Origin of the sequence: Rhodococcoides navarretei (assembly GCF_038069675.1) — a bacterium.
GTDB classification, from domain to species: domain Bacteria; phylum Actinomycetota; class Actinomycetes; order Mycobacteriales; family Mycobacteriaceae; genus Rhodococcoides; species Rhodococcoides navarretei.
In genome coordinates, this window is record NZ_JBBPCN010000001.1 from 627,111 (window position 1) to 647,320 (window position 20,210).

The window sequence follows — 20,210 nt, forward strand, 5'->3', positions numbered from 1 at the left end:
TCGAATCTGCGTTCTCCGTTTCTGTCGGTGGCTCGGGTTACTGTTCTTCCAGTTCGAACATGCGTTCCTGTTTCGGGTCACCGGGGGGTGAAAAATGGGTGCAGTACCGACCGTGTCGCTGGAGGCGTTGACTGCCGCTGCGCGGGCAGAAAATCGTCACGCGTTCCGCAAAATCTCCGCCTGCTACGACGTCCATCGGAGCTGGATCACCCGCGACACCAAGTACAAGCACTACAGCCGATACGGGCGCACCGAAATGGCAACCGCGTTGGGTTGCTCGGCCACCGTCGCCGAATCGTATGTGTCCGTCGGCGTTGCCCTGCACACCCGGCTCCTTCTGGTGAAGAAGGCATTCGAGGCCGGGGAGATCGACCTGCCGCGAGTGCGGATGGTGTGCCGGATCCTCGACAACCTCTCCGACGGGATCATCACGTCCATCGAGGACGAGATCGTCGAAGCAGCGCAACGTAATTCGCCCGGTCCGTTGGAGAAGGAGATCTGGGACATCCTTCTGCGGGTCGCCCCGGAGGAAGCGGCAGCACTACGGGAGTTCGCGAAACGATTCCGCCATGTTTCCTACAGCCCGGCCGGTGAGTTGGCGCGGATTCGAGCGGAGTTGACCGCACCCGAGGCGGCGGCGGCCTGGCAGCTGCTCGAGGAGATGGCCGACACGCTCTGCCCGAAAGACCCCCGAGGAAAGCAAGATCGCCTGTGTGATGCGTTCATGGCGCGCATGCACGGCGAATCCCGGTTGGCATGCCTGTGCCAACGTGATGACTGCCCGAAAAAAGATGCGGCATTGCCGGATCGCCGGGTGCCGTTGACGATGATCACCGTCGACATCGCCACCCTCATCGGACTGCTCGCCGACCCCGCGTATCTGGCCGGTCATGGTTCGATCGATCCGGATCTCGCGCAGGAACTCGCCCGCAATAGTCAGTGGCAGATCCTGCTCACCGAAGCAGTCACCCTCGCCGAGAAGTTGGGACTGGCTGCGCAGAACCCGGAAACCGGGGAATGGGAACGACGCTCGGACGGCGAGAGCGCAAGGGCTGCAACCGAACCCGAGACGGCAACAGTAGCGGAAGCGGACGCAGGCGCAGGCGCAGGTACCAACGCCAACGCAGACACAGACGCAGACGTGGATTCGGCTGCTGATGATGCTGAGGGAATGGGGTCGGCTACGGATTCGGGGGAGGAGGCAGATCCCTCGACCGAACCGACCTCGGCCAATTCACCTACACCTGCTCCTGCGCGTGCACCCGTGGACACCTCGACACCGGCACCAGCGGCACCAGCAGATGAGGTCGACGAGACTGGCGATGTCGGGGAAAACGGTGAGGCCGACGAGTCCGACGAGTCCGACGAGTCCGACGGGTCCGCGCCCATATCTGCAGCCGACCCGTCGGCAACTCCCGACCCAGGTGCCGCCGATTCTGTCCGGAAGCACGCAGCAACACGTGCAGGGTCACCGGTGACCGACCCGTCAGCGGCGGCAAAGTCTCACACCAACCCAGAGGCAGCCGCATCGTCTGAACCCGCGACAGCATCGCAATCACCTGGGCCACGGACATCGCCGGCACCTGGTATCGCGTCGAGCTGTTCGGAATCACGCTCGTCCACAACACCATTCGGCTCCACAACATCGGGCTCTGCAGCATCCGGTCCGGCGTCGGCCGAAGGCCCGGCACCAGGAACAGGATCCGCTGCGGCCGGCGACAACCCACACTCGCGTCGGCTGGGATCACTGACCTCTGCCGCAGCTCTGTTCTGCACCCACACCCCCGTCGGCCGGGGCACACGGCACAGCTCTGCCCTCGACCTGCCGTCCGCAATCCGGCGTAACCAACCGACGATCCATACTGCAGGCCGCACACCTTCAGGTATCTACCTCGGCAACGCCTCCCTCGCCGCAGCCCTCGAAGCCGCCATCGCCGCCGACCCCACCCTCGGAAAATCCGTCGCCCGCGACCCACTGACCGACCGGGCCCTGATCTATCGACCCGACGCCCTGACGACCGCGGCAGTCCGGCTCCGCGACCGCCACTGCCGCTTCCCTGGCTGTCACCGTCCCGCCGCACGCTGCCAACTCGACCACATCAATCCCTTCGACCACACCAACCCCCTCGGCGGCGGCTGGACCACTATCAACAACCTCCAATGCCTGTGCGAGTTCCACCACACAGTCAAACCGCCGGCTACTGGACAGCCGTCATGCTCCCCGGCGGGGCGATCCTGTGGACCTCCATCTCGAAGACCACCCGAATCACCCTGCCCGCCAACGGCACCGCCGTACCAATCCTCGGCAACGACCTGAGACCACACATCCCCACCAAACCCAGACGGTCCGGCATCATCGCCTACCCCGACCCACCCGACAACCAACAACCCGAGACAGACGACACGGCAGCACCGCCGTTCTAGGCGATGCTGCCGTGAATCCCCGTGCTCTCTCCGTCAGACCAAGTGCTGAATGTGATCGCGCGTGAATTCGATGCGCTCGTCCACGCGGCCGTCGCCCACCTTGTTCACCCAATCCGGGTCGGACAGCAGTGCACGTCCGACGGCCACCAGATCGAATTCGTTGTCCTTGAACTGACCGACCAGTGCATCGAGCCCGGTGACGCCGGATGCGGCGTCCTCCGACCATGCCGACGTGAACACCGAATCGAGGCCGACCGATCCGACGGTGATCGTCGGGACACCGGTGAGCTTGCGGGTCCACCCGGCCAAGCCGAGCTTTCCGTCGTTGCCGTCCAGCTCGGGGAACGCCGGATCCCAGTGGCGTCGGGTCGAGGCGTGCAAGACATCCACTCCGGCGTCGACCAGCGGCGTCAGGACGCGTCCGAGCTCTTCGGGGTTCTGTGCGATCCGAGCGTCGAAGTGATTGCTCTTCCACTGCGAGAATCGGTACACGATGGCGAAGTCCTCGCCGACGGCCGCACGAATCGCGGCAACGACCTGCGCGGGGAACCTGGTCCGAGCTTCGAGAGAGCCGCCGAACTCGTCCGCGCGCACATTGGTGGTGGCCCAGAGGAATTCGTCGAGCAGATACCCGTGTGCACCATGCAGTTCGAGGCCGTCGAAGCCGGTGTTCTTCGCGTTGACCGCGGCCTGCACCCACTGCGAGGTGAGTTCGTCGAGGTCTGCGTCGGTGAATGCCCGACCCACCGAAGAGCCGTCGAGTGCGATACCGGACGGGCTGACCGTGGTGACGTCCGGAAAGAGGCGAGACTCGGTGCCGCGCTCGACGCCGAGGTGCCACAGCTGCGGGATGATCGCGCTGCCCTCGGCGTGCACGGCGTCGACGACACCTTTCCAGCCTTCGAGGCTGGCGTCACCGTAGATCCTCGGGACGCGGGTGTGGGGGCCCGCAGCGGGATCGGGGATGTAGGTGCCCTCGGTGATGATGAGGCCCGTGCCACCTGCTGCGCGCTTGCGGTAGTACTCGGCCACGTCCGGGCCGGGTATGCCGTCGGGTGAGAAGGCACGCGTCATCGGGGCCATGGCGAAGCGATTGCGCAGCTTCAGCGACTTGACCTCGAACGGCTCGAAGAGCCCGGCGGTGGACAGATGCTCTGTTGTGGATGCAGTTTCGGTCACGCCTGCGCACAACCTGCCCGAACACCGGGCTATTCCCGGCACCGGGCTGTTAGCGTCGGAGCCTTATGAGCCCTTCTCCGCTGATCTCTGCTGCCGAATTGCACGACCTCTTCGAGATGGGACGTGGCCCAGTGGTCCTGGACATACGGTGGACTCTCCAGAACGGTAGCGACAGAGCAGGTTACGAGGCGGGGCACATCCCGACTGCACAATTCGTCGACCTCGGCACCGAATTGGCGGCACCGGCGGATGACGGGAGTGGAGCCAGCAGGAACGACCCAGATGACCGTGGCCGGCATCCGCTGCCCGACGAGGAGACCTTCGTCGCAGCGATGCGCGGCGCAGGGGTGAACGACGACTCATCCGTGGTGGTCTACGACGCAGGCCCGGCGACAGCCGCGGCGCGGGCATGGTGGTTGCTGCGCTACTACGGCCATGCGGACGTGCGCGTGCTCGACGGTGGCCTCGCCGAGTGGGTCGCGGCCGGATTCCCAACCGGTACTGAACCGTCGATCGTCGCGGCCGGATCGTTCACCGCCAAGCCGTCGCTCGCACGCGTTCTCGATGTCGACGACGTGCTCGAGTTCGCGCAGAACAACATCTTGCTCGACGCCCGGGCAGCCGAACGATTTCGCGGGGAAGTAGAGCCGGTGGATCATGTGGCCGGTCACATCCCGGGTGCAGTCAACCGACCGACGACCGAGAACGTCGACGAGGACGGGCGGTTCCTGGCACCCGAGGTACTCAATGGCACATTTGGTGGACTTGTGCCGGAGGGAAAGGACGTCGCTGTCTACTGCGGATCCGGGGTGACGGCCGCACATCAGATTCTCGCGCTCGAGTTGGTGGGCATCGATGCTGCGCTGTATCCGGGTTCGTGGTCGGGGTGGATAACCGATCCGACGCGTCCCCGGGCATAGAGAACACCCTTTGACCAGCGTGTTCATGCAACCAGGGTTGAACTTGAATCTGACTTCAACTATACCTGGGGCATGAAGGTTGCAGGCAAAGTCGCCATCGTCACCGGCGGTGGTGGCGGAATCGGCGGTGCCATCGCCGCTCGACTCTCCGAGCACGGCGCGCGCGTCGTCGTCTCCGACGTCGACGAGACCACCGCCCGATCCGTGGCCGACGCCATCGAACGAGACCGGCCTGGAACGGCCGTCGCTGCGGCAGCGGACGCGTCGAACACCGACGACATCCGACGGCTGATCAGTCTGGCCGAGGATTCGTTCGGCCCCGTCGACCTCTACTTCGCCAACGCGGGCATCAGCGGCGCACCCGGACTCGACGCCGCAGAGCAGGACTGGGACCTCTCGTTCGACATCAATGTGCGCGCCCACATCCGCGCCGCGCAACTGTTGGTGCCGGGGTGGCTCGAGCGCGGTGAGGGCTACTTCGTCAGCACTGCGTCTGCGGCCGGTCTGCTCACTCAGATCGGTTCGGCGACGTACGCGACGACCAAGCACGCGGCAGTCGGATTCGCCGAGTGGCTCAACGTCACCTACGGCAATCGGGGTATTCGCGTCAGCTGCCTGTGCCCGATGGGCGTCAACACCAAACTGCTCTACGAGGGACGCGAATCCGGAGATGCGTTGGGAGCGGCGGCAACTGCGGCAGTGCTGAGCGCCGGAGCCGTACTCGAACCGCTCGACGTCGCCGATGTGGTGCTCGACGCCATGGACCGCGAGCAGTTCCTCATCCTGCCGCACGAGAACGTACTGGACATGTACCGCAACAAGGGTGCCGACTACGACCGGTGGTTGCGCGGCATGCGTCGCTACCAGGACAGCTTGCTCGACAACAACCGATAGGGGCCCACCGTGGCATTTTTCGAGACCTCCGACCGTGCGAAGAAGTACGAGTCGGATCTGTTGGAGTTCATGGACTCTCACGTCTATCCGGCCGAGGCGGTGTACGAGCAGCAGATGCTCGAAGCCGGGGACCCGCACTTCCACCCGCCGATCCTCGAGGACCTGAAGAAGGAAGCGCGCTCGCGTGGACTGTGGAATTTGTTCCACCCGCATCCGGAGTGGGGTCCAGGTCTGACCAACCTCGAATACGCGCCGCTCGCCGAGATCATGGGCCGCAGCCTGCTCGCCCCTGAGGCGTGCAACTGCAACGCACCCGACACCGGCAACATGGAAGTCTTCACGCTCTTCGGCACCGACGAGCACAAAGAGAAGTACTTGAAGCCGTTGTTGGACGGCACTATTCGCTCTGCCTTTGCGATGACCGAACCCGACGTGGCCAGCTCCGACGCCACGAACATCGCGATGAAGATGGACCGCGACGGTGACGACTTCATCCTCAACGGACGCAAGTGGTGGACGTCCAATGCGATGCACAAGAACTGCAAGGTGCTCATCGTCATGGGCAAGACCGATCCCGAGGCGGCCACGCACCGTCAGCAATCGATGCTGGTGGTGCCCATCGACGCACCCGGGGTCACCGTTCTGCGCAACCTGCCGGTATTCGGCTACATCGATCGCGAGGGCCACGCCGAGGTGCTCTTCGAGGATGTGCGAGTGCCCGCGAAGGACGTGCTGAAGGGACCGGGTGAGGGCTTCGCCATCAGCCAGGCTCGCTTGGGGCCCGGCCGTATCCATCACGCCATGCGCACCATCGGTGTCGCCGAACGTGCGCTCGAATTGCTGTGTCGCCGTGCGGCATCGCGAGTGACGTTCGGCAAGCCGGTGGCGATGCGCTCGAACATTCAGGACTGGATCGCCGAGGCGCGCATCGAGATCGAGAAGACGCGACTGCTCACGTTCAAAGCTGCGTACCTGATGGACACCGTCGGGAACAAGGAAGCGCGCACCGAGATCGCAGCCATCAAGGTTGCGGCACCGGAGATGGCGCTGAAGATCATCGACCGTGCCATCCAGGTCCACGGCGGCGGCGGAGTGTCCAACGACTTCCCGCTCGCGATGATGTATGCCCACATCCGCACCCTGCGTCTGGCCGACGGTCCCGACGAGGTGCACAAGATGTCGATCGCGAAAATGGAGCTGAAGAAGTACCTCTGAACGTTGGTCAGAGACCCGGCTGCCACGCCGGGTCTCGGCCGATGAAGGCCATCAACTTGTCCTGTGGGGAAGCGTCGTCGGCGACGGGGACCGCGGGGCCGTACTGCCCGCTGTCTCGCAGCATCTGTTCCATCGGTTGCATGGCCTCGAGTGCAGCAGCGCAGCGTTCCTGACCCAGATCTGGCTCTCGGCCAAGGGCTTTCGCCAGGTCCCAGGAGTGCATCCAGACGTCTGCGGTGTAGAACATGTCGATTGCCTTGTCCACCGGCATGTCTCCCGTGTGCGGATTACTCAACACGCGGCCGGCTGGGTCGTCGAGAACCGACTGGATGTCGGCGACGTGCTGTGTCCAGGCTGCGGCTGGGTCGGCCTCGATGTCGAGGGTCTCGAACTCGATTCCTGCGCCGCCTGCAAGAAAGCCGCGAGACCATTCGATCAGGTGCTTCACGACATCGACTGCGGCCCAGCCCGATACCGGGCTCGGGCGGGACCAGTCCTCGGGCGATGCGGACCCGACCAATGCGGAGAACCTTGCCGCGTCCTGTGCGTGCTGCTGGGCCGGACCGGTGTGCTGCTGGAGGAGTTCGTCGAGCTTGTCGTAGCCCTCCTTCACACCGACGTCCATGCCACTCGACAGCATGCCGTCGCGAGAAGCGAAGTCCGAGAATGCACTCGTCACTCTCAGCCGCGTACCGCCGTCGCCTCGACGCTCGAAAGTGAGCGTCTCGAGCGCAACCGAATCCGGTGCACCCTCCCAGGTGAAGGTCCACACGATCCGCTCGTTCGGCCGCACTTCGTGAAAGCTGCCGAAGAAGGCCGCGATCTCCTCACCGTCCCGGTCGTTGGCGAACGCCCAGGCACCTCCGGTGTGTCCCTCCCACTTGATGATTCGCGTGGTCAACGATCTGGGGCCCACCCACTGTCGGTACAGTTCGGGGTCGATGTGAGCGCGAAACACCCGCTCCGGCGTCGCGTCGAACTCTCGGACGATCTCGATCGTGGGTACTTTCTCGTCCGCAACGATCTCGGTTTCGGGTGTAGTCATGACACTTCCTTCGTCTCGGTGCTCTTGTCCTCTGCGATGCCGTCCAGCAAGGCGTCGAGGCGTCGATATCGCTGCTCGGCTTCCTGGCGATAGCGCTCGATCCATTTCGCCATCAGGCCGAACACCTCGGCATCGAGATGCACCGGCCGACGCTGCGCGTCCCTGCTACGCGTGACCAATCCGGCGTCCTCGAGCACTTTCACGTGCTTGGACACCGCTTGCAGGCTCATCTCGTACGGCTCGGCCAATTCGCTGACGTTCGCGTCACCGCCGGCGAGCCGGGCGACGATGTCACGTCGAGTGGGATCGGCCAGCGCCGCAAACGTTCTGTTGAGCTGCTCTGTTCGATCGTTCATGAGGTTCCTCGCTGTGTGTTGTTGCCGAGAATAGGCCGCTCACCGACCGTAGTCAACCACTTGGTTGAGTACGCCGATCGACTACCCTCGACCCATGAACGTCGTCGATGACATGGTGCGGGACGTGCTCTCCCGGGATCCGGGGCATCCGCTACGGGTGGCGATCGACGGAGTGACGGCTGCGGGAAAGTCCACCTGCGCGCGATGGCTGGTGGCTGCCGTTGCGGCGCACGGGCGCCCAGCCGTGCATGTGACGATGGACGGCTTTCATCACCGTCGCGTCCACCGGTATCGGCAGGGGCGAGCGTCGGCTCTCGGCTACTACCGGGATGCATACGACTTCGACGCACTACGTGAACACGTCCTGATTCCGTTGGGACCGAACGGAAGCGGTGCGATTCGGCGTCGGATCATCGATCTGGCGACAGATGAGGCGGTCGATGATCCGCTCGAACCGGTGTCGGCCGATGCGATCGTGGTGGTGGACGGAACGTTTCTGCATCGGCCGCCGCTGCCCGACTACTGGGACTACACGGTCTTCGTCGACACTCCCATGGACGTCGCACGGGCCCGCGGTATCGACAGGGATGCGGAGGCGCTCGGTGGCCCGGAGGCGGCAGGTCGGGCCTTCGATCAGCGCTATCACGAGGCATGCCGGATCTATCTGGACGAGGTGGATCCGCGCGCTCGGGCAACGCGAGTGTTGCCGGTCGACTGGATTGCTATCGAATGACCATCGTCCGTACAGTCGGATGTACGGCAGCATCAGCGACGACGTCCCGCACACGACGGTGCGGTCGAGTGCCATCCAGCGCACTCGACCGCATTACTGCCGCAGCGTGTTTCAGAAATGAATCACCCCGCGCATGTTCTTGCCGTCACGGAGGTCCTGGTAGCCCTCGTTGACCTGTTCGAGGGAGTAGGTCGAGGTGATCAGCTCGTCGAGCTTGAGTTGCCCGGCGTCGTACAGGCGTAGCAAGCGCACGATGTCGTACTGCGGGTTCGCCGACCCGAAGAGCGTGCCCTTGATCGTTTTCTGATTCAACGTCAGATCCGTGCCGGACACGTGCACCGTCAGCTTCTCGGGATCTGCGAGGCCGGTGATGACGACGGTGCCGCCCTTACCGATTGCCGCGGTCGCGGCCTGCACGACCTCCTCGTCGACGGTTCCGACCAGAATCAGAGCCTGGTCCGCTCCCTGGCCCCACGTGAGTTCGGTCAACTTCTCCTGGGCCGACGCGGCATCCGCGAACGCGTGAGTCGCACCGAACTTCAGTGCCTGGTTGCGCTTGAACTCGAGTGGATCCACGACGAGTACATGCTTCGCACCCGAATGTACTGCTCCCTGAACGGCATTGATGCCGAGGCCGCCGATGCCGTAGATGATCACCGAGTCACCTGCGCGTACACCGCCCGCGTACACGGCGGTGCCCCAGCCGGACGGAACGCCGCAGCCCACGAGAACTGCTGTCTCCAAGGGCAACCAGTCGTCGATCTTGACGACGGAATGCTGGGAGATGGTGGCGCGCTCGGAGAAGGTACCGAGCATGCACATCGCTCCGAATTCGGTGCCCTTGCTGTCGCGGCGACGGAACGTGCCGTCGGGCATGCAGCCCTCGAGGATCGTTGCGCCCATGTCGCACAGGTTCTGTCGGCCCGTCGAGCAATAGCGGCAGGTGCCGCAGTTCGGGATGAAGGAACAGACGACATGATCGCCGGGCTTGACCTTGGTTACGCCGGGACCGACTTCCTCGATGATGCCGGAGCCCTCGTGGCCGCCGACGATGGGGAAGCGTGGTGGCAGGTCGCCGTCGAGCAGATGTAGATCCGAATGACACAGTCCTGCTGCGACATACTTGATCAGGACTTCACCGGGGCCGGGGCCGTCCATGTCGAGTTCGATGATCTCGAACGGCTTGTGCGGCTCGAACAGTACTGCTGCTTTGGTCTTCACAGAGATTCTCCTGAGTTCGATTCAGCGGTAGATGGATTTGACGTGTTGGAAATTGCCGATGGCGTCGGGCCCGAGCTCGCGCCCGATTCCGCTGTCCTTGACCCCGCCGAACGGGGACGAGGGATCCACCATGTAGTGGTTGATGCCGATGGTTCCGGTGTGAATTCGTTTGGCCACGTCGAAACCTCGCTCGCCGTCGGCGGTCCAGACGGATCCGCCGAGCCCGAAATCGGAGTCGTTGGCAATGCTGATCGCCTCGGCTTCGTCGCCGTACGGGATGATCGACAGGACGGGCCCGAAGATCTCTTCCTGCGCGATGGTGTGGTTGTTGTCGACGTCGGCGAAGATCGTCGGTTGAACGAACCAGCCGCGATCGAGGTCTGCGGGTCTACCGCCGCCGGTGACGAGCCGAGCGCCGTCGCCGCTGCCTTTCGCGATGTAGCCCTCGACGCGATCGCGCTGCCGCTCGCTGGCCATCGGGCCGATCTGGGTGGCCGGGTCGAGCGCGTCGCCGACGGCCAGTGAATTCGCGAACGCTTCCATCATGCCGACCACCTCGTCGTAGCGGGAGCGCGGCGCGAGGACGCGGGTACCGAGGAAGCATGTCTGACCGTTGTTGAGAAACGTTGCACCGAAGAGGTTCTCGCCGATCTCGGCGAGATCGAGATTCGCGTCGTCGAGGATGATCGACGCCGACTTGCCGCCCAGTTCGAGGGTCACCGGGCGCAACAGGCGGCCACATGTTTCGGCGATGGACCGCCCGGCTGCGGTGGAGCCGGTGAACGCGACCTTGTCGATGCCTCGATGCGAGACCAGATGGGCACCGATCTCACGGCCACCGGGAACGATGTTGATGACGCCGGGCGGCAACCCAGCGGCAATGATGGCCTCCGCCAACACAACCGAGTCGAGCACCGTCTCGGGAGACGGCTTGAGGACGACGGTGCAGCCGGCTGCGAGGGCCGGTGCGTACTTGAACGCGGCCAGAGTCTGCGGGAAATTCCACGGTGCGATGGCACCGACGACGCCGATCGGCTCGCGTCGAACCGTCGTCGTCCCGCCCATCAGGTGGGGGTGAGATTCTTCGAACTGCGCGGTTCGCGTGAGGCCCGAGAAGTACCGCATCACGGCGACTGGGAAGCCGCCTTCGAGTTGCTCCGCAATGGAGATCGGCATGCCGTTCTGCGCCGCCACGAGTCGGGCGAGTTGGTCGCCTCGCTTCTCGTACTCGTCGGCGAGTCGATCCATCGCGTCGGCGCGCTTCGAGGGCTCCCACCGGCTCCAACCGCTGGGGTCCTCGAATGCGCGGCGGGCAGCGGCCACCGCCGCATCGACGTCGGCTTCCTGTGCCTCGGGTACCGATCCGATGCGTTCTTCGCTACTTGCCGAACGGACTTCGATGCGGGCGGACGAGCTGGGTTCCACCCACTCGCCGCCGATGAAGAGCGACTGTGCGTCGAGCTGCTCTCGTGTTGTCGTGTGTGCATCCATGCATACGAGTGTGACCCCGATCACGGATGCCGAGTGTTCAGAAAGTGGACAACCTCAGCCGAGGATGCCGAACTCGCGCATCCGCTTGTACAGGGTGGTCCGACTGATTCCCAGGCTTTCCGCCGTCGTGCGTTTGTTGCCGCCCTGCCGCGCCAACTCGTGCACGATGGCGTCGCGCATCGCGGTGTCGAGCGTGCTCATCCGAGTCGTCGACGCGTTCTTGCGCGGTCTGACCAGTTCCCGTTCGGTGATGTCTCCGACGGATCTACGCGATGCGGCCTCGGTGACCTCGGCTCGAAGTTCGCCGATGTTGCCCGGCCAGTCGTAGTCGATCAGCGCCGACAACGCCGCAGGCGTGAAGTGCGCGCGGGACTCCAGCTCAGCCATGATGGCGCGGACCAGGTCCGGGATTTCGTGTCGGCGAGAACGCAACGGGGCCAGCTCGATGGTGTCGGCGCACAGCGAAAGGAGTTGGCGGTGTTCGAGTTCGGCCGAGTCGGCGGCCGAGCTCGACAACGCGTACCACCCGCGGGCTGACGACAGAGTCGAATGCAACCGGTTCGCCACCGGACCTGGGAGAAAGTGCACGTTCTTGATCACCACATCGTGTGCGGCCTCGACCTGATGCTCGACGGCTGTCAACCACACGGCCGGGGTCGTCGTCACCAGATCTGCGGCGTCGAACCAGTGCGGTGACGTCGTTGCTGTCAGTCGGGCGAGGGTGGTCGATTTTCCGGTTCCGGGTTCACCGATGACACACAACGGTTTTCGGATCTTCGGAGCGGGAAGAGGGGTGCGGACGGTGTCGTGAGGATCGATCTCGATGACGATTCCAGCGGCCGATACCGGACGCTCCCAGCGCACGGTCGCGTGCAGTCCGGAATTGAGGATCACATCGTGTACGACGCCACTGCGCCGAATCGAATCGTCGGTGAGCGCGCGCAGTGCGGAATGATCGACTGTGTCGATCATTGCTGCAGCGCTGGTGTTTTCGAGCAGAATCTCGTCGGCGATCGCGATGACCGGCGCACCGCGACGCTGTGAGGACGCGTACTGAAATGCCTGGAACAGTCGATGTTCACCGGAGCGGGTCTCTTCGAGGAGCCGGCCCTGAATGTCCTGTGCGGCATGGACGAGCATCGGTTCGAGTAGCGGGTTGTCACCGGAGGCCAGGAAGGTGATGTCGAGGACGCCCTCGATGCGGCGTGTGACGGGGTGGATCAGGGGGTGGCCGTAGCAACTGAAGGTCTTCATCGACTCGATGTAGTGCTCCTCGGCACGTACGGCACAGGGTGCGCGCATCTCGAAGCTCGTCGAGATCGAATTGGTGCCCGATGCCTGTTCGGTGAACGACCGGCCGACGACCGCGCCGACCGAGGACACTGCATCTCGTAGCGAATGGGTTCCGAAACGGAGATCGACCAGCCGGGCATCGCGATCCGCGAGCAGGACGCAGTACCCGGAGCCGTCGAGCACGCTCTCCATCCGATCGAGGATGGGGTTTGCCGCGGCGAGGAGGCGGCTGCGACGGTCGACGTCACGAAGACTCGCCTGCTCCAGGGTGTCCGCCGGTGCGAGACCGCTCTGCGCCGACCGTTGCCAGGACTTGGCGATGGAATCTCGGAGCTTCTCGGCACCGCTGTGCATCGCGCGTACCTCCGTTGGCCGGCGCTTGGTCGTGCTGTGACGGTAGCGCCGACTGCCCGGTTCGACGCGCGTTTCGACAGAACCTGTCCGATCGGGCAGTGATCTATTGACAGTGCACTGTCATGAGTGCAAAGTGACAGCGCACTGTCAAATTGTGGAGGCTCGACATGACAACGATCGCTCTGTACGCCACCGACACCATGGCCGACTGGGAATACGGATACCTCACCGCAGGTCTGGCCATGGCTCGCGAGCAGGACCCGGACGCGAACCGGCTGATCATCGCATCGGAGACGGGGGAGGCCATCACGACGATGGGAGGATTGCGGATCACTCCCGATATGGCCGTGCCCGACCTCCCGGCCCTCGATGCCCTGATTCTGCCCGGCGCGCCCAGTTGGGACTCCGGTCACGATCCGGTGCTGAGGCTTGCCGCCGAACTCGTTGCGGCGGGCACTCCGATCGCGGCGATTTGCGGGGCAACATTGGGTGTGGCCCGGGCCGGACTGCTCGATGACCGGCCGCATACCTCGAATGCCGCCGAGTTCCTCACGCAGGCAACCGAATATCGTGGAGCGGAGCACTACCGCGACGAAAAAGCGGTCACTGATGGCACCGTGATCACCGCAGGTGGCGTGAGCCCGTTGGAGTTCGCGAAGCTCGTGTTCGAGCGGTTGAACGTGTTTCCCCAACCCGTGGTCGATGCCTGGTACGGCCTCTACACGACGGGGGAACGCAAATACTACGACCAGCTGGCGGGCGCATGAGCCAACGCACTCCGGAGGGTGATGCGCTCACGGCCCTGGTGTTGCCCGTCTTCGAGCTCAACGGTGAATTTCTCGCCGCCGCACACGACATCACCGAGCCGACAGGTCTGACTCCGGCGTGGTGGCAGGTCCTCGGGGCCACCCTCGACGAGCCCCTCACCGTGGCCGACATCGCGCGCCGCGTCGGGCTGGGGTTGGCGCGGCAAAGCGTACAGCGGACGGCAAATCTGTTGGTGGACAAAGGCTGGGCCGTGTACGTCGACAATCCGAACCACAAGCGGGCAAAGCTGTTGGAGCCAACCCCCAAGGGACGCGACACCGTTGCAGAGCTGCGAGATGCGCAACACGCGTGGTCCGATGCCGTGGGAGCCGCTGTGGGAGAGAGCGAACTACGCGCCTTCGCCGCCACCCTCGACAGGATCCTCGCGGCATCCCGTGACTATCGCGGCGGCAGTGCATAATTCGGGCATGGTTGCGCTCGGGGTACTTCTGACCGGATTGCTGGCCGGCTTGTCGATACAGTCCGACGGCATCGACACACTCGGCGGCACCAGCTTCGGCGCGTTGTTCTCCAGTGCCGGCGTGGGAGTTGCGCTCGCACTGATTCTGGCGTCGGGTACGGCGATGGTCGTTCGTCGGCACCGCATTCTGGCCGGACTGTCCATCGCCGCTGCTGTCGTCATCGGCGGCTCTGCCCTGCTGTTCCAATCCGACATCGCCGAGGTGATGGCAGGCGGAGTTCTGTTGGGATGCAGTGCGGTACGGGCGAATCGTGAACGAGTTCGTCAGGCGCTCCTGGCCGGGTCGTTCCTTGTCGGACTGCTCAGCGCCGGTGCGGTCGAGGCATTGCATTACCCCGATGTTCCACGGCGCTACGCCGACTACCTCACCGAATCCGATATGGGCACACCGGTGGTCGTTCCGGCGCTGTGCGTGCTGGTGGTCGTGGCAGTGGCGTGGGCAGCGCGCAATGAAAACCAGGCCGCGAGCCCACCACCCGACCGCGACATCCGCACCATCTGGGCGACACTGCTGATCGCGATCGGTGGGCTGCTGATCGATGCGGTGTTCGTGTTCGACATGTTCCAGAGCGACTACGGGTTCGGCGGTCGCTGGTATTTCGGCCTCCTCGCCGTACCCGTGTTGTTCGCGGCGGCCGGCCTGCTACCCGGTCGGGGCGGCATCGTCGTTCTCGCCGGAACAGCCGTGTTGCTCACCTCGACCACCACGTCGGGGGTGGGTATCAGTGTCTCGGCCCGGGTCTGGACACTCGGACTCGTAGCCGTCATTGCAGTGTCGGTTGCGGCCGGTGCCGCACTCGGATTGCGTTGGGGCCGTCCGATGGTCGGTATCGCAATTCTGGCGGTCGTCTGCGCGACGGCACTGTTCGAGCAGCCGCCGCTGGACAACGTTCACTACGTGGTGAGTCTGGTGGTCTTCCCGGCCGCCGCTGCGTATCTCTACGTGGCGTGCACACCGGCCGACCCGACGCCTGCGACCCTCGGCCTCGCGGTGCCGGTGGCGATCACCGTGCCGATGGTCGTCACCTACGGCTGGACGGCGTACACGCCACTGACTTCTGCACTCACGGACACGTCCTGGCCGGAAACGTGGCTCTCGACGGGTGGCGCATTCGCAACGGTCGTGCTCGCAGGCGTCGGGATCTGGGGTCTGAACCGCTACCGGACTGCGCGGTAGACGACGTGTAGGACCTGGTCCGATCCAACCGTCTCCGTTCGCTCGAATGTCGAGACGTCCCAGCCGTCGTAGATCGGTTCACCGGCCCCGAGAATCACCGGCGAGACCGCCAGATGAAGGTGATCGACGAGCCCTGCTTTCAGGTACTGCCGCACCGTCGACGCCCCGCCGCCGAGGCGCACGTCTTTGCCCGACGCGGCTTCGTGGGCACGATCGAGCACGGCCTCGAGGGGATCGTCGGTGAAGTGGAACGTGGTGCCGACCATCTCCAGTGGCGGCCGCGGATGGTGGGTCAGCACGAACACCGGGTGGTGGTAGGGCGGCTCCTCGCCCCACCAGCCGCGCCAACCGTGATCCGGCCATTCGCCGCGAATCGGACCGAACATGTTGCGGCCCATGATCGTTGCGCCGATGTTCTCGGTGCCGAGGTCGAGCATCCGTTGATCGGCGTCGGGGTGTTCGGTGTCGGACCGGTCGGCGAACACCCACTGGTGCAGCGCCATGCCGTCGACCCCCATGGGGTTGTCCTGGCTCTGATCGGGACCGGCGGCGAAGCCGTCGAGCGAGACCGACAGATTGTGTACGCGAAGTGTCATACCCGAGTAGACCAGCAGCCGACCGCGAAGTCATCGGAGTACCGTTTTCTTCATGGCTTACAGATACCTCGGACACAGCGGACTGAAGATTTCGGAGATCACCTACGGCAACTGGTTGACCCACGGATCGCAGGTGGAGAACGACATCGCGACCCAATGCGTACGTGCTGCGCTCGACGCAGGCATCACCACCTTCGACACCGCGGACGTCTACGCCAACGGAGCGGCGGAAACGGTGCTCGGTGACGCGCTGAAAGGGGAGCGTCGGGAATCGCTGGAGATCTTCACCAAGGTCTACTTCCCCGTCGGGCCCAAGGGCCCCAACGACACCGGACTCTCACGCAAACACATCCGTGAAGGCATCGACGCGTCCCTTCGTCGACTCGGCACCGACTACGTGGACCTCTACCAGGCCCATCGCTACGACGTCGAGACCCCGCTGGAGGAGACCATCGCCGCGTTCGGTGACGTCGTCCGCCAAGGCAAGGCGCTCTACATCGGCGTCTCCGAGTGGACCGCCGATCAGCTGCGCGCCGGGCAGGAACTCGCCCGACAGAACGGCTTCTCGATCATCTCGAACCAGCCGCAGTACTCGGCACTGTGGCGCGTCATCGAGGATCAGGTGATCCCCACGTCGAAGGAACTGGGCATCTCGCAGATCGTCTGGTCGCCCATCGCGCAGGGCGTGCTCACCGGCAAGTACCTTCCCGGCCAACCGCTGCCCGACGGGTCGCGCGCCACGGACGACAAGGGCGGCGACAAGATGATCGAGCGCTACCTCGACGATCAGACGCTCACCCGGGTGCAGCAACTGAAGCCCATTGCCGACGACCTGGGAATCACCATGGCGCAGTTGGCCGTTGCCTGGGTACTGGCCAACGACAACATCGCGGCAGCGCTCGTCGGAGCCTCGCGCCCCGAGCAGATCGCCGAGAACGTCAAGGCCTCCGAGGTGACGCTCGACGCCGACGTACTCGCGAAGATCGACGATGCACTCGGCGATTCCGTGGAGCGCGACGCGGGCAAGACCGGTTCGCCGGAAGCACGACTGGTCTGACCGCCTGAGGGCGTCGGTCCGATCCGAACAGGGTAGTAATGAGGTATGGACACGATCACCGTCGATACACCTCAGGGCCAGGTTCGCGGTCGGACCGGTGCCGGCATCACCTCGTTCCTCGGAGTGCCGTACGCCGAGGCCCCGTTCGGGCCCCGTCGATTCCAGGCACCGTCGCCGCCGCCCACGTGGGGCGGGGTTCGCGACGCTCTCGAGCTCGGGGCCACCGTCCCCAAGGTGGGATATCGGCCGCCGACCAGTGAGATCCTGAGCGAGCCCGTCGTACCCGGTGACGACTGCCTGAACGTCAACGTCTTCACCCCCGATATCGGTGGATCGGCACCGGTGTTCGTCTGGATTCACGGCGGTGCATTCGTCAACGGCAGCAACGCCATTCCCACCTACGACGGTTCGGCCTTCGCACGAGACGGCGTCGTGGCTGTGGTGATCAACTACCGACTCGGTGTCGACGGTTTCGCGCTGATCGACGGTGCCCCGGCCAACCGCGGAATGCTGGACCAGGTCGCGGCCCTCGAATGGGTGCGTGACCACATCGCCTCCTACGGCGGCGACCCCGCGCGGGTGACCATCGCGGGGGAGTCCGCGGGCGCGATGAGCGTCGGCACCCTGATGTCGATGCCGCGCGCCGACGGGCTTTTCGCACGGGCAATCCTCCAGAGTGGAGCCGGCCACCACGTCATCACCGCCGAGACGGCGGCGAAGGTCTCCGCTGCGTTGGCGGCCTCGCTCGGTGTCGAGGCGTCGGTCGACGGGCTGGGTTCGGTACCGGTGAACGCGTTGGTGGACGCCCAACGCGAACTGTCCGATCGCATCACGGCCGAGGCCCCGACCGGAGCATGGGGTGAGCTCGCCCTGAACGTGATGGCCTTCGAGCCGTACATCGACGGTGATGTGGTTCCGGCGCAGCCCTTTTCGCGCATCGGCGACGGCGCGAGCTCGCAGGTGGACGTGTTGATCGGCACCACCAGTGAGGAGCATGCGTTCTTCATCGTCCCGGCCGGAATAGTCCCGCACCTCACCGAGGACTACATGAAGATGGTTCTCGCCGGGTACCGGGCCGACGCGTCGGCGCTGGACCGGTACCGCGAACAGCTACCCGACGCCTCGGCCGGCGAGCTGATGATCGCCGTCATGACCGACTGGTTCTTCCGCATCCCGGCCACACGCCTGGTCGAGGCCCGTTCCGGAAACGCCTTCGTCTACGAATTCACGTGGCGGTCGTCGTTGTTCGACGGGGCACTCGGGGCCTGTCACGCACTCGAGATCCCGTTCGTGTTCGACATGTTGCACAAGCCCGAGACCGCGCGCATCACGGGGCCGAATCCGCCGCAGCAGGTGGCCGACGAGATGCATCGCGCCTGGGTCGACTTCGTGCGCGACGGCGCTCCCGGCTGGGACCGGTACGGCACCGACCGTGCGGTGATGATGTTCGGAAACGAGCCGGGCGTCGTCCTCGATCCGAGACCCGAAACGCGTGCGGTGTGGGACGGGGTGCGCTGAGCTTCCTGCTACAACCTCCGAACGTCGTCTGCGAGGTGGCTCGCAGGCGGGTTAATCTCGGATATGCGCAGATTCCTTCCCGGTGGCGGTACGAGTTCTCCGGTCCCCGTGCGGCCTGCTCGCGTGGTGGTGGTCGGTGGCGGCTTCGGCGGCTTCAATGCTCTGCAGAGGCTCGCGAAGCTGCTGGGGCCGGATCGCGCCGTGCTGACGTTGGTGGCCCCCACCGACTACCTGCTCTACAGTCCGCTGCTGCCCGAGGTCGCGACCGGCGTGCTCGATCCTCGGGATATCGCCGTCTCGACCCGTCAGGCACTGCCGCGCGCCAGGTTGGTGCTCGGTCATGTCACGACCGTCGATTTCGAGGCCCGCGAGTTGACGGTGACCGGTCCGGACGGTGACTCGACGCTGGAGTGGGACAAGCTGATACTCGCGCCGGGGTCGGTGACCAAGCAGTTCGACATCCCTGGCGTCGACGAGCACGCGTACGGTCTGAAGACCTTGAGTGAGGCCGTCTACATCCGCAACCATGTGCTGGCCCAGCTCGACGCGGCGGATGCCCTGCCCGATACCCCGGAAGGCCGGAGCGAACGCGCGGAGCGGTTGACGGTCGTCGCGGTGGGTGCGGGCTACACGGGCACCGAATTCGTTGCGCAGATGCAGAATTGGGTTCGCGGTATCGCATCTCGGTGGGCGAGCGTCGATCCCGAGGAGGTGCGCTGGGTGCTCGTCGATGTGGCCGATGCGGTACTTCCCGAGCTCGGTGAGCGACTCGGCAAGGAGGCCCTCGCCGTGCTCGCCGAACGCGGCGTCGACGTTCGGCTGGGTGTGTCGGTGGCCTCCGCGACCGCAACGTCGGTGACGCTCACCGACGACGAGGTCATCCCGTCGCGAACCCTCGTCTGGGGCGCAGGCGTCGCGGCGAGCCCGCTCATCGCGCAGCTGGGTCTGCCCACTGTGGGCGGGCGCCTCGTCGTCGGCGCGGACATGACCGTCCCCGAGGTACCGGATGTCTGGGCGATCGGCGACGCGGCCGCAGTTCCTGACCTCGCTGCCGACCCGTCGAAGCCCACACCACCGACGGCTCAGCACGCGCAGCGTCAGGGCGTTGCCGTCGCACGCAACGTCGCGGCGTCACTCGGCGTCGGGCAGGCGCGTCCGTACAAGCACAAGGACTTGGGGCTCGTCGCCGATCTCGGTGGATTCGACGGTGTCGCAAAGCCTCTCGGAATTCCGCTGACCGGACCTGTGGCGAAGTTCGTCGCCCGCGGCTACCACCTGTATGCGTTGCCGACGGTCTCCGCGCGAGTGCGAGTGGCGACGGACTGGCTGTACTCCTCGGTGCTGCCGACCCGAGTCGTCAACCTCGCCCAGGTGCGATCCGAGGATGCGCTGATCAAGAAGGCTCAGGCAATCGACCTGTACGAGTAGAGCGGCTTCGCCGCACGTGAG

At 65.0% G+C, this 20,210-nt stretch carries 18 protein-coding genes; 11 read left to right on the forward strand and 7 right to left on the reverse strand.

The window, feature by feature from the left end; translation table 11 throughout:
* The first annotated feature begins 94 nt into the window (after nucleotides 1–94).
* Nucleotides 95–2,317 (forward strand): HNH endonuclease signature motif containing protein, encoded by a 2,223-nt coding sequence (locus AABD04_RS03070; protein WP_341440201.1) that lies wholly within the window; start codon nucleotides 95–97, stop codon nucleotides 2,315–2,317.
* 140 nt (nucleotides 2,318–2,457) lie between these two features.
* Here AABD04_RS03070 and AABD04_RS03075 read toward each other — a convergent pair whose 3' ends face one another.
* On the reverse strand, nucleotides 2,458–3,603 hold the full coding sequence (locus tag AABD04_RS03075) for an NADH:flavin oxidoreductase (RefSeq protein ID WP_341440202.1): 1,146 nt from the start codon (nucleotides 3,601–3,603) through the stop codon (nucleotides 2,458–2,460).
* Nucleotides 3,604–3,668: 65 nt separating this feature from the next.
* Between AABD04_RS03075 and AABD04_RS03080 the strand changes: the two genes are divergently transcribed.
* The 3 genes from AABD04_RS03080 to AABD04_RS03090 all read left to right on the forward strand — a co-directional run bounded on the left by AABD04_RS03080 (nucleotide 3,669) and on the right by AABD04_RS03090 (nucleotide 6,632).
* A complete protein-coding gene (locus tag AABD04_RS03080) occupies nucleotides 3,669–4,523 on the forward strand; it encodes a sulfurtransferase (RefSeq protein ID WP_341440203.1) in 855 nt (284 codons plus the stop codon).
* A 72-nt stretch (nucleotides 4,524–4,595) separates the two neighbouring features.
* Complete coding sequence (locus AABD04_RS03085) at nucleotides 4,596–5,417, forward strand: SDR family oxidoreductase (protein WP_243596960.1); 822 nt, start codon at nucleotides 4,596–4,598, stop codon at nucleotides 5,415–5,417.
* A 69-nt stretch (nucleotides 5,418–5,486) separates the two neighbouring features.
* Nucleotides 5,487–6,632: an acyl-CoA dehydrogenase family protein gene (locus AABD04_RS03090; protein WP_374230343.1), complete on the forward strand. Its 1,146-nt coding sequence runs from the start codon at nucleotides 5,487–5,489 to the stop codon at nucleotides 6,630–6,632.
* Nucleotides 6,633–6,639: 7 nt separating this feature from the next.
* Here the strand turns inward: AABD04_RS03090 and AABD04_RS03095 are convergent, their stop codons facing one another.
* Complete coding sequence (locus tag AABD04_RS03095) at nucleotides 6,640–7,677, reverse strand: TIGR03086 family metal-binding protein (protein WP_308198158.1); 1,038 nt, start codon at nucleotides 7,675–7,677, stop codon at nucleotides 6,640–6,642.
* Entirely contained in the window at nucleotides 7,674–8,033 is a 360-nt protein-coding gene (locus AABD04_RS03100; protein ID WP_243596958.1) for an ArsR/SmtB family transcription factor, read from the reverse strand. Before AABD04_RS03100 ends, AABD04_RS03095 begins: the two co-directional genes overlap by 4 nt.
* 94 nt (nucleotides 8,034–8,127) lie before the next feature.
* Between AABD04_RS03100 and AABD04_RS03105 the strand changes: the two genes are divergently transcribed.
* The gene (locus tag AABD04_RS03105; protein WP_243596957.1) at nucleotides 8,128–8,766 is read left to right on the forward strand and encodes a nucleoside/nucleotide kinase family protein; all 639 of its coding nucleotides are present in this window, start codon (nucleotides 8,128–8,130) and stop codon (nucleotides 8,764–8,766) included.
* A 111-nt stretch (nucleotides 8,767–8,877) separates the two neighbouring features.
* Here AABD04_RS03105 and AABD04_RS03110 read toward each other — a convergent pair whose 3' ends face one another.
* From AABD04_RS03110 to AABD04_RS03120, 3 genes are read right to left on the reverse strand one after another with little or no spacing between them, the layout of a single operon-like run.
* Nucleotides 8,878–9,987 carry an NDMA-dependent alcohol dehydrogenase gene (locus tag AABD04_RS03110; protein WP_243596956.1) on the reverse strand — a complete coding sequence of 370 codons (1,110 nt, stop codon included), beginning with the start codon at nucleotides 9,985–9,987 and terminating at the stop codon, nucleotides 8,878–8,880.
* Between the two features lie 21 nt (nucleotides 9,988–10,008).
* Nucleotides 10,009–11,478 (reverse strand): aldehyde dehydrogenase, encoded by a 1,470-nt coding sequence (locus AABD04_RS03115; RefSeq protein WP_243596955.1) that lies wholly within the window; start codon nucleotides 11,476–11,478, stop codon nucleotides 10,009–10,011.
* A 54-nt stretch (nucleotides 11,479–11,532) separates the two neighbouring features.
* Complete coding sequence (locus AABD04_RS03120) at nucleotides 11,533–13,125, reverse strand: sigma-54-dependent Fis family transcriptional regulator (protein WP_243596954.1); 1,593 nt, start codon at nucleotides 13,123–13,125, stop codon at nucleotides 11,533–11,535.
* 167 nt (nucleotides 13,126–13,292) lie between these two features.
* On the opposite strand from AABD04_RS03120, the gene AABD04_RS03125 reads away from it, so the two are divergent.
* Genes AABD04_RS03125 through AABD04_RS03135 form a run of 3 tightly spaced genes read left to right on the forward strand, consistent with a single transcriptional unit; the run spans nucleotide 13,293 to nucleotide 15,590 of the window.
* Entirely contained in the window at nucleotides 13,293–13,892 is a 600-nt protein-coding gene (locus AABD04_RS03125) for a DJ-1/PfpI family protein (RefSeq protein ID WP_335740945.1), read from the forward strand.
* On the forward strand, nucleotides 13,889–14,353 hold the full coding sequence (locus AABD04_RS03130; RefSeq protein ID WP_335740944.1) for a MarR family winged helix-turn-helix transcriptional regulator: 465 nt from the start codon (nucleotides 13,889–13,891) through the stop codon (nucleotides 14,351–14,353). Before AABD04_RS03125 ends, AABD04_RS03130 begins: the two co-directional genes overlap by 4 nt.
* 7 nt (nucleotides 14,354–14,360) lie before the next feature.
* Nucleotides 14,361–15,590, forward strand: a complete 1,230-nt coding sequence (locus AABD04_RS03135) for a hypothetical protein (protein WP_341440204.1) — start codon at nucleotides 14,361–14,363, stop codon at nucleotides 15,588–15,590.
* On the opposite strand, the gene AABD04_RS03140 is transcribed toward AABD04_RS03135, so the two are convergent.
* Nucleotides 15,572–16,186 carry a dihydrofolate reductase family protein gene (locus AABD04_RS03140; protein WP_243611141.1) on the reverse strand — a complete coding sequence of 205 codons (615 nt, stop codon included), beginning with the start codon at nucleotides 16,184–16,186 and terminating at the stop codon, nucleotides 15,572–15,574. The two genes, AABD04_RS03135 and AABD04_RS03140, sit on opposite strands and share 19 nt — an antisense overlap.
* A 52-nt stretch (nucleotides 16,187–16,238) precedes the next feature.
* Here AABD04_RS03140 and AABD04_RS03145 point away from each other — a divergent pair, with 52 nt between their 5' ends.
* The 3 genes from AABD04_RS03145 to AABD04_RS03155 all read left to right on the forward strand — a co-directional run bounded on the left by AABD04_RS03145 (nucleotide 16,239) and on the right by AABD04_RS03155 (nucleotide 20,189).
* Nucleotides 16,239–17,243 carry an aldo/keto reductase family protein gene (locus AABD04_RS03145; RefSeq protein ID WP_243611142.1) on the forward strand — a complete coding sequence of 335 codons (1,005 nt, stop codon included), beginning with the start codon at nucleotides 16,239–16,241 and terminating at the stop codon, nucleotides 17,241–17,243.
* A 45-nt stretch (nucleotides 17,244–17,288) separates the two neighbouring features.
* A complete protein-coding gene (locus AABD04_RS03150) occupies nucleotides 17,289–18,761 on the forward strand; it encodes a carboxylesterase/lipase family protein (protein WP_341440205.1) in 1,473 nt (490 codons plus the stop codon).
* Nucleotides 18,762–18,824: 63 nt separating this feature from the next.
* Nucleotides 18,825–20,189 carry an NAD(P)/FAD-dependent oxidoreductase gene (locus AABD04_RS03155; RefSeq protein ID WP_243596947.1) on the forward strand — a complete coding sequence of 455 codons (1,365 nt, stop codon included), beginning with the start codon at nucleotides 18,825–18,827 and terminating at the stop codon, nucleotides 20,187–20,189.
* Nucleotides 20,190–20,210 lie beyond the last annotated feature (21 nt).

Bases quoted from the DNA above. Each gene is read 5' to 3' on its own strand.
- AABD04_RS03070 (WP_341440201.1), top strand. From the start codon at position 95: ATGGGTGCAGTACCGACCGTGTCGCTGGAGGCGTTGACTGCCGCTGCG.
- AABD04_RS03080 (WP_341440203.1), top strand. From the start codon at position 3,669: ATGAGCCCTTCTCCGCTGATCTCTGCTGCCGAATTGCACGACCTCTTC.
- AABD04_RS03085 (WP_243596960.1), top strand. From the start codon at position 4,596: ATGAAGGTTGCAGGCAAAGTCGCCATCGTCACCGGCGGTGGTGGCGGA.
- AABD04_RS03090 (WP_374230343.1), top strand. From the start codon at position 5,487: ATGGACTCTCACGTCTATCCGGCCGAGGCGGTGTACGAGCAGCAGATG.
- AABD04_RS03095 (WP_308198158.1), bottom strand. From the start codon at position 7,677: ATGACTACACCCGAAACCGAGATCGTTGCGGACGAGAAAGTACCCACG.
- AABD04_RS03100 (WP_243596958.1), bottom strand. From the start codon at position 8,033: ATGAACGATCGAACAGAGCAGCTCAACAGAACGTTTGCGGCGCTGGCC.
- AABD04_RS03105 (WP_243596957.1), top strand. From the start codon at position 8,128: ATGAACGTCGTCGATGACATGGTGCGGGACGTGCTCTCCCGGGATCCG.
- AABD04_RS03115 (WP_243596955.1), bottom strand. From the start codon at position 11,478: ATGGATGCACACACGACAACACGAGAGCAGCTCGACGCACAGTCGCTC.
- AABD04_RS03120 (WP_243596954.1), bottom strand. From the start codon at position 13,125: ATGCACAGCGGTGCCGAGAAGCTCCGAGATTCCATCGCCAAGTCCTGG.
- AABD04_RS03125 (WP_335740945.1), top strand. From the start codon at position 13,293: ATGACAACGATCGCTCTGTACGCCACCGACACCATGGCCGACTGGGAA.
- AABD04_RS03130 (WP_335740944.1), top strand. From the start codon at position 13,889: ATGAGCCAACGCACTCCGGAGGGTGATGCGCTCACGGCCCTGGTGTTG.
- AABD04_RS03135 (WP_341440204.1), top strand. From the start codon at position 14,361: ATGGTTGCGCTCGGGGTACTTCTGACCGGATTGCTGGCCGGCTTGTCG.
- AABD04_RS03140 (WP_243611141.1), bottom strand. From the start codon at position 16,186: ATGACACTTCGCGTACACAATCTGTCGGTCTCGCTCGACGGCTTCGCC.
- AABD04_RS03145 (WP_243611142.1), top strand. From the start codon at position 16,239: ATGGCTTACAGATACCTCGGACACAGCGGACTGAAGATTTCGGAGATC.
- AABD04_RS03150 (WP_341440205.1), top strand. From the start codon at position 17,289: ATGGACACGATCACCGTCGATACACCTCAGGGCCAGGTTCGCGGTCGG.
- AABD04_RS03155 (WP_243596947.1), top strand. From the start codon at position 18,825: ATGCGCAGATTCCTTCCCGGTGGCGGTACGAGTTCTCCGGTCCCCGTG.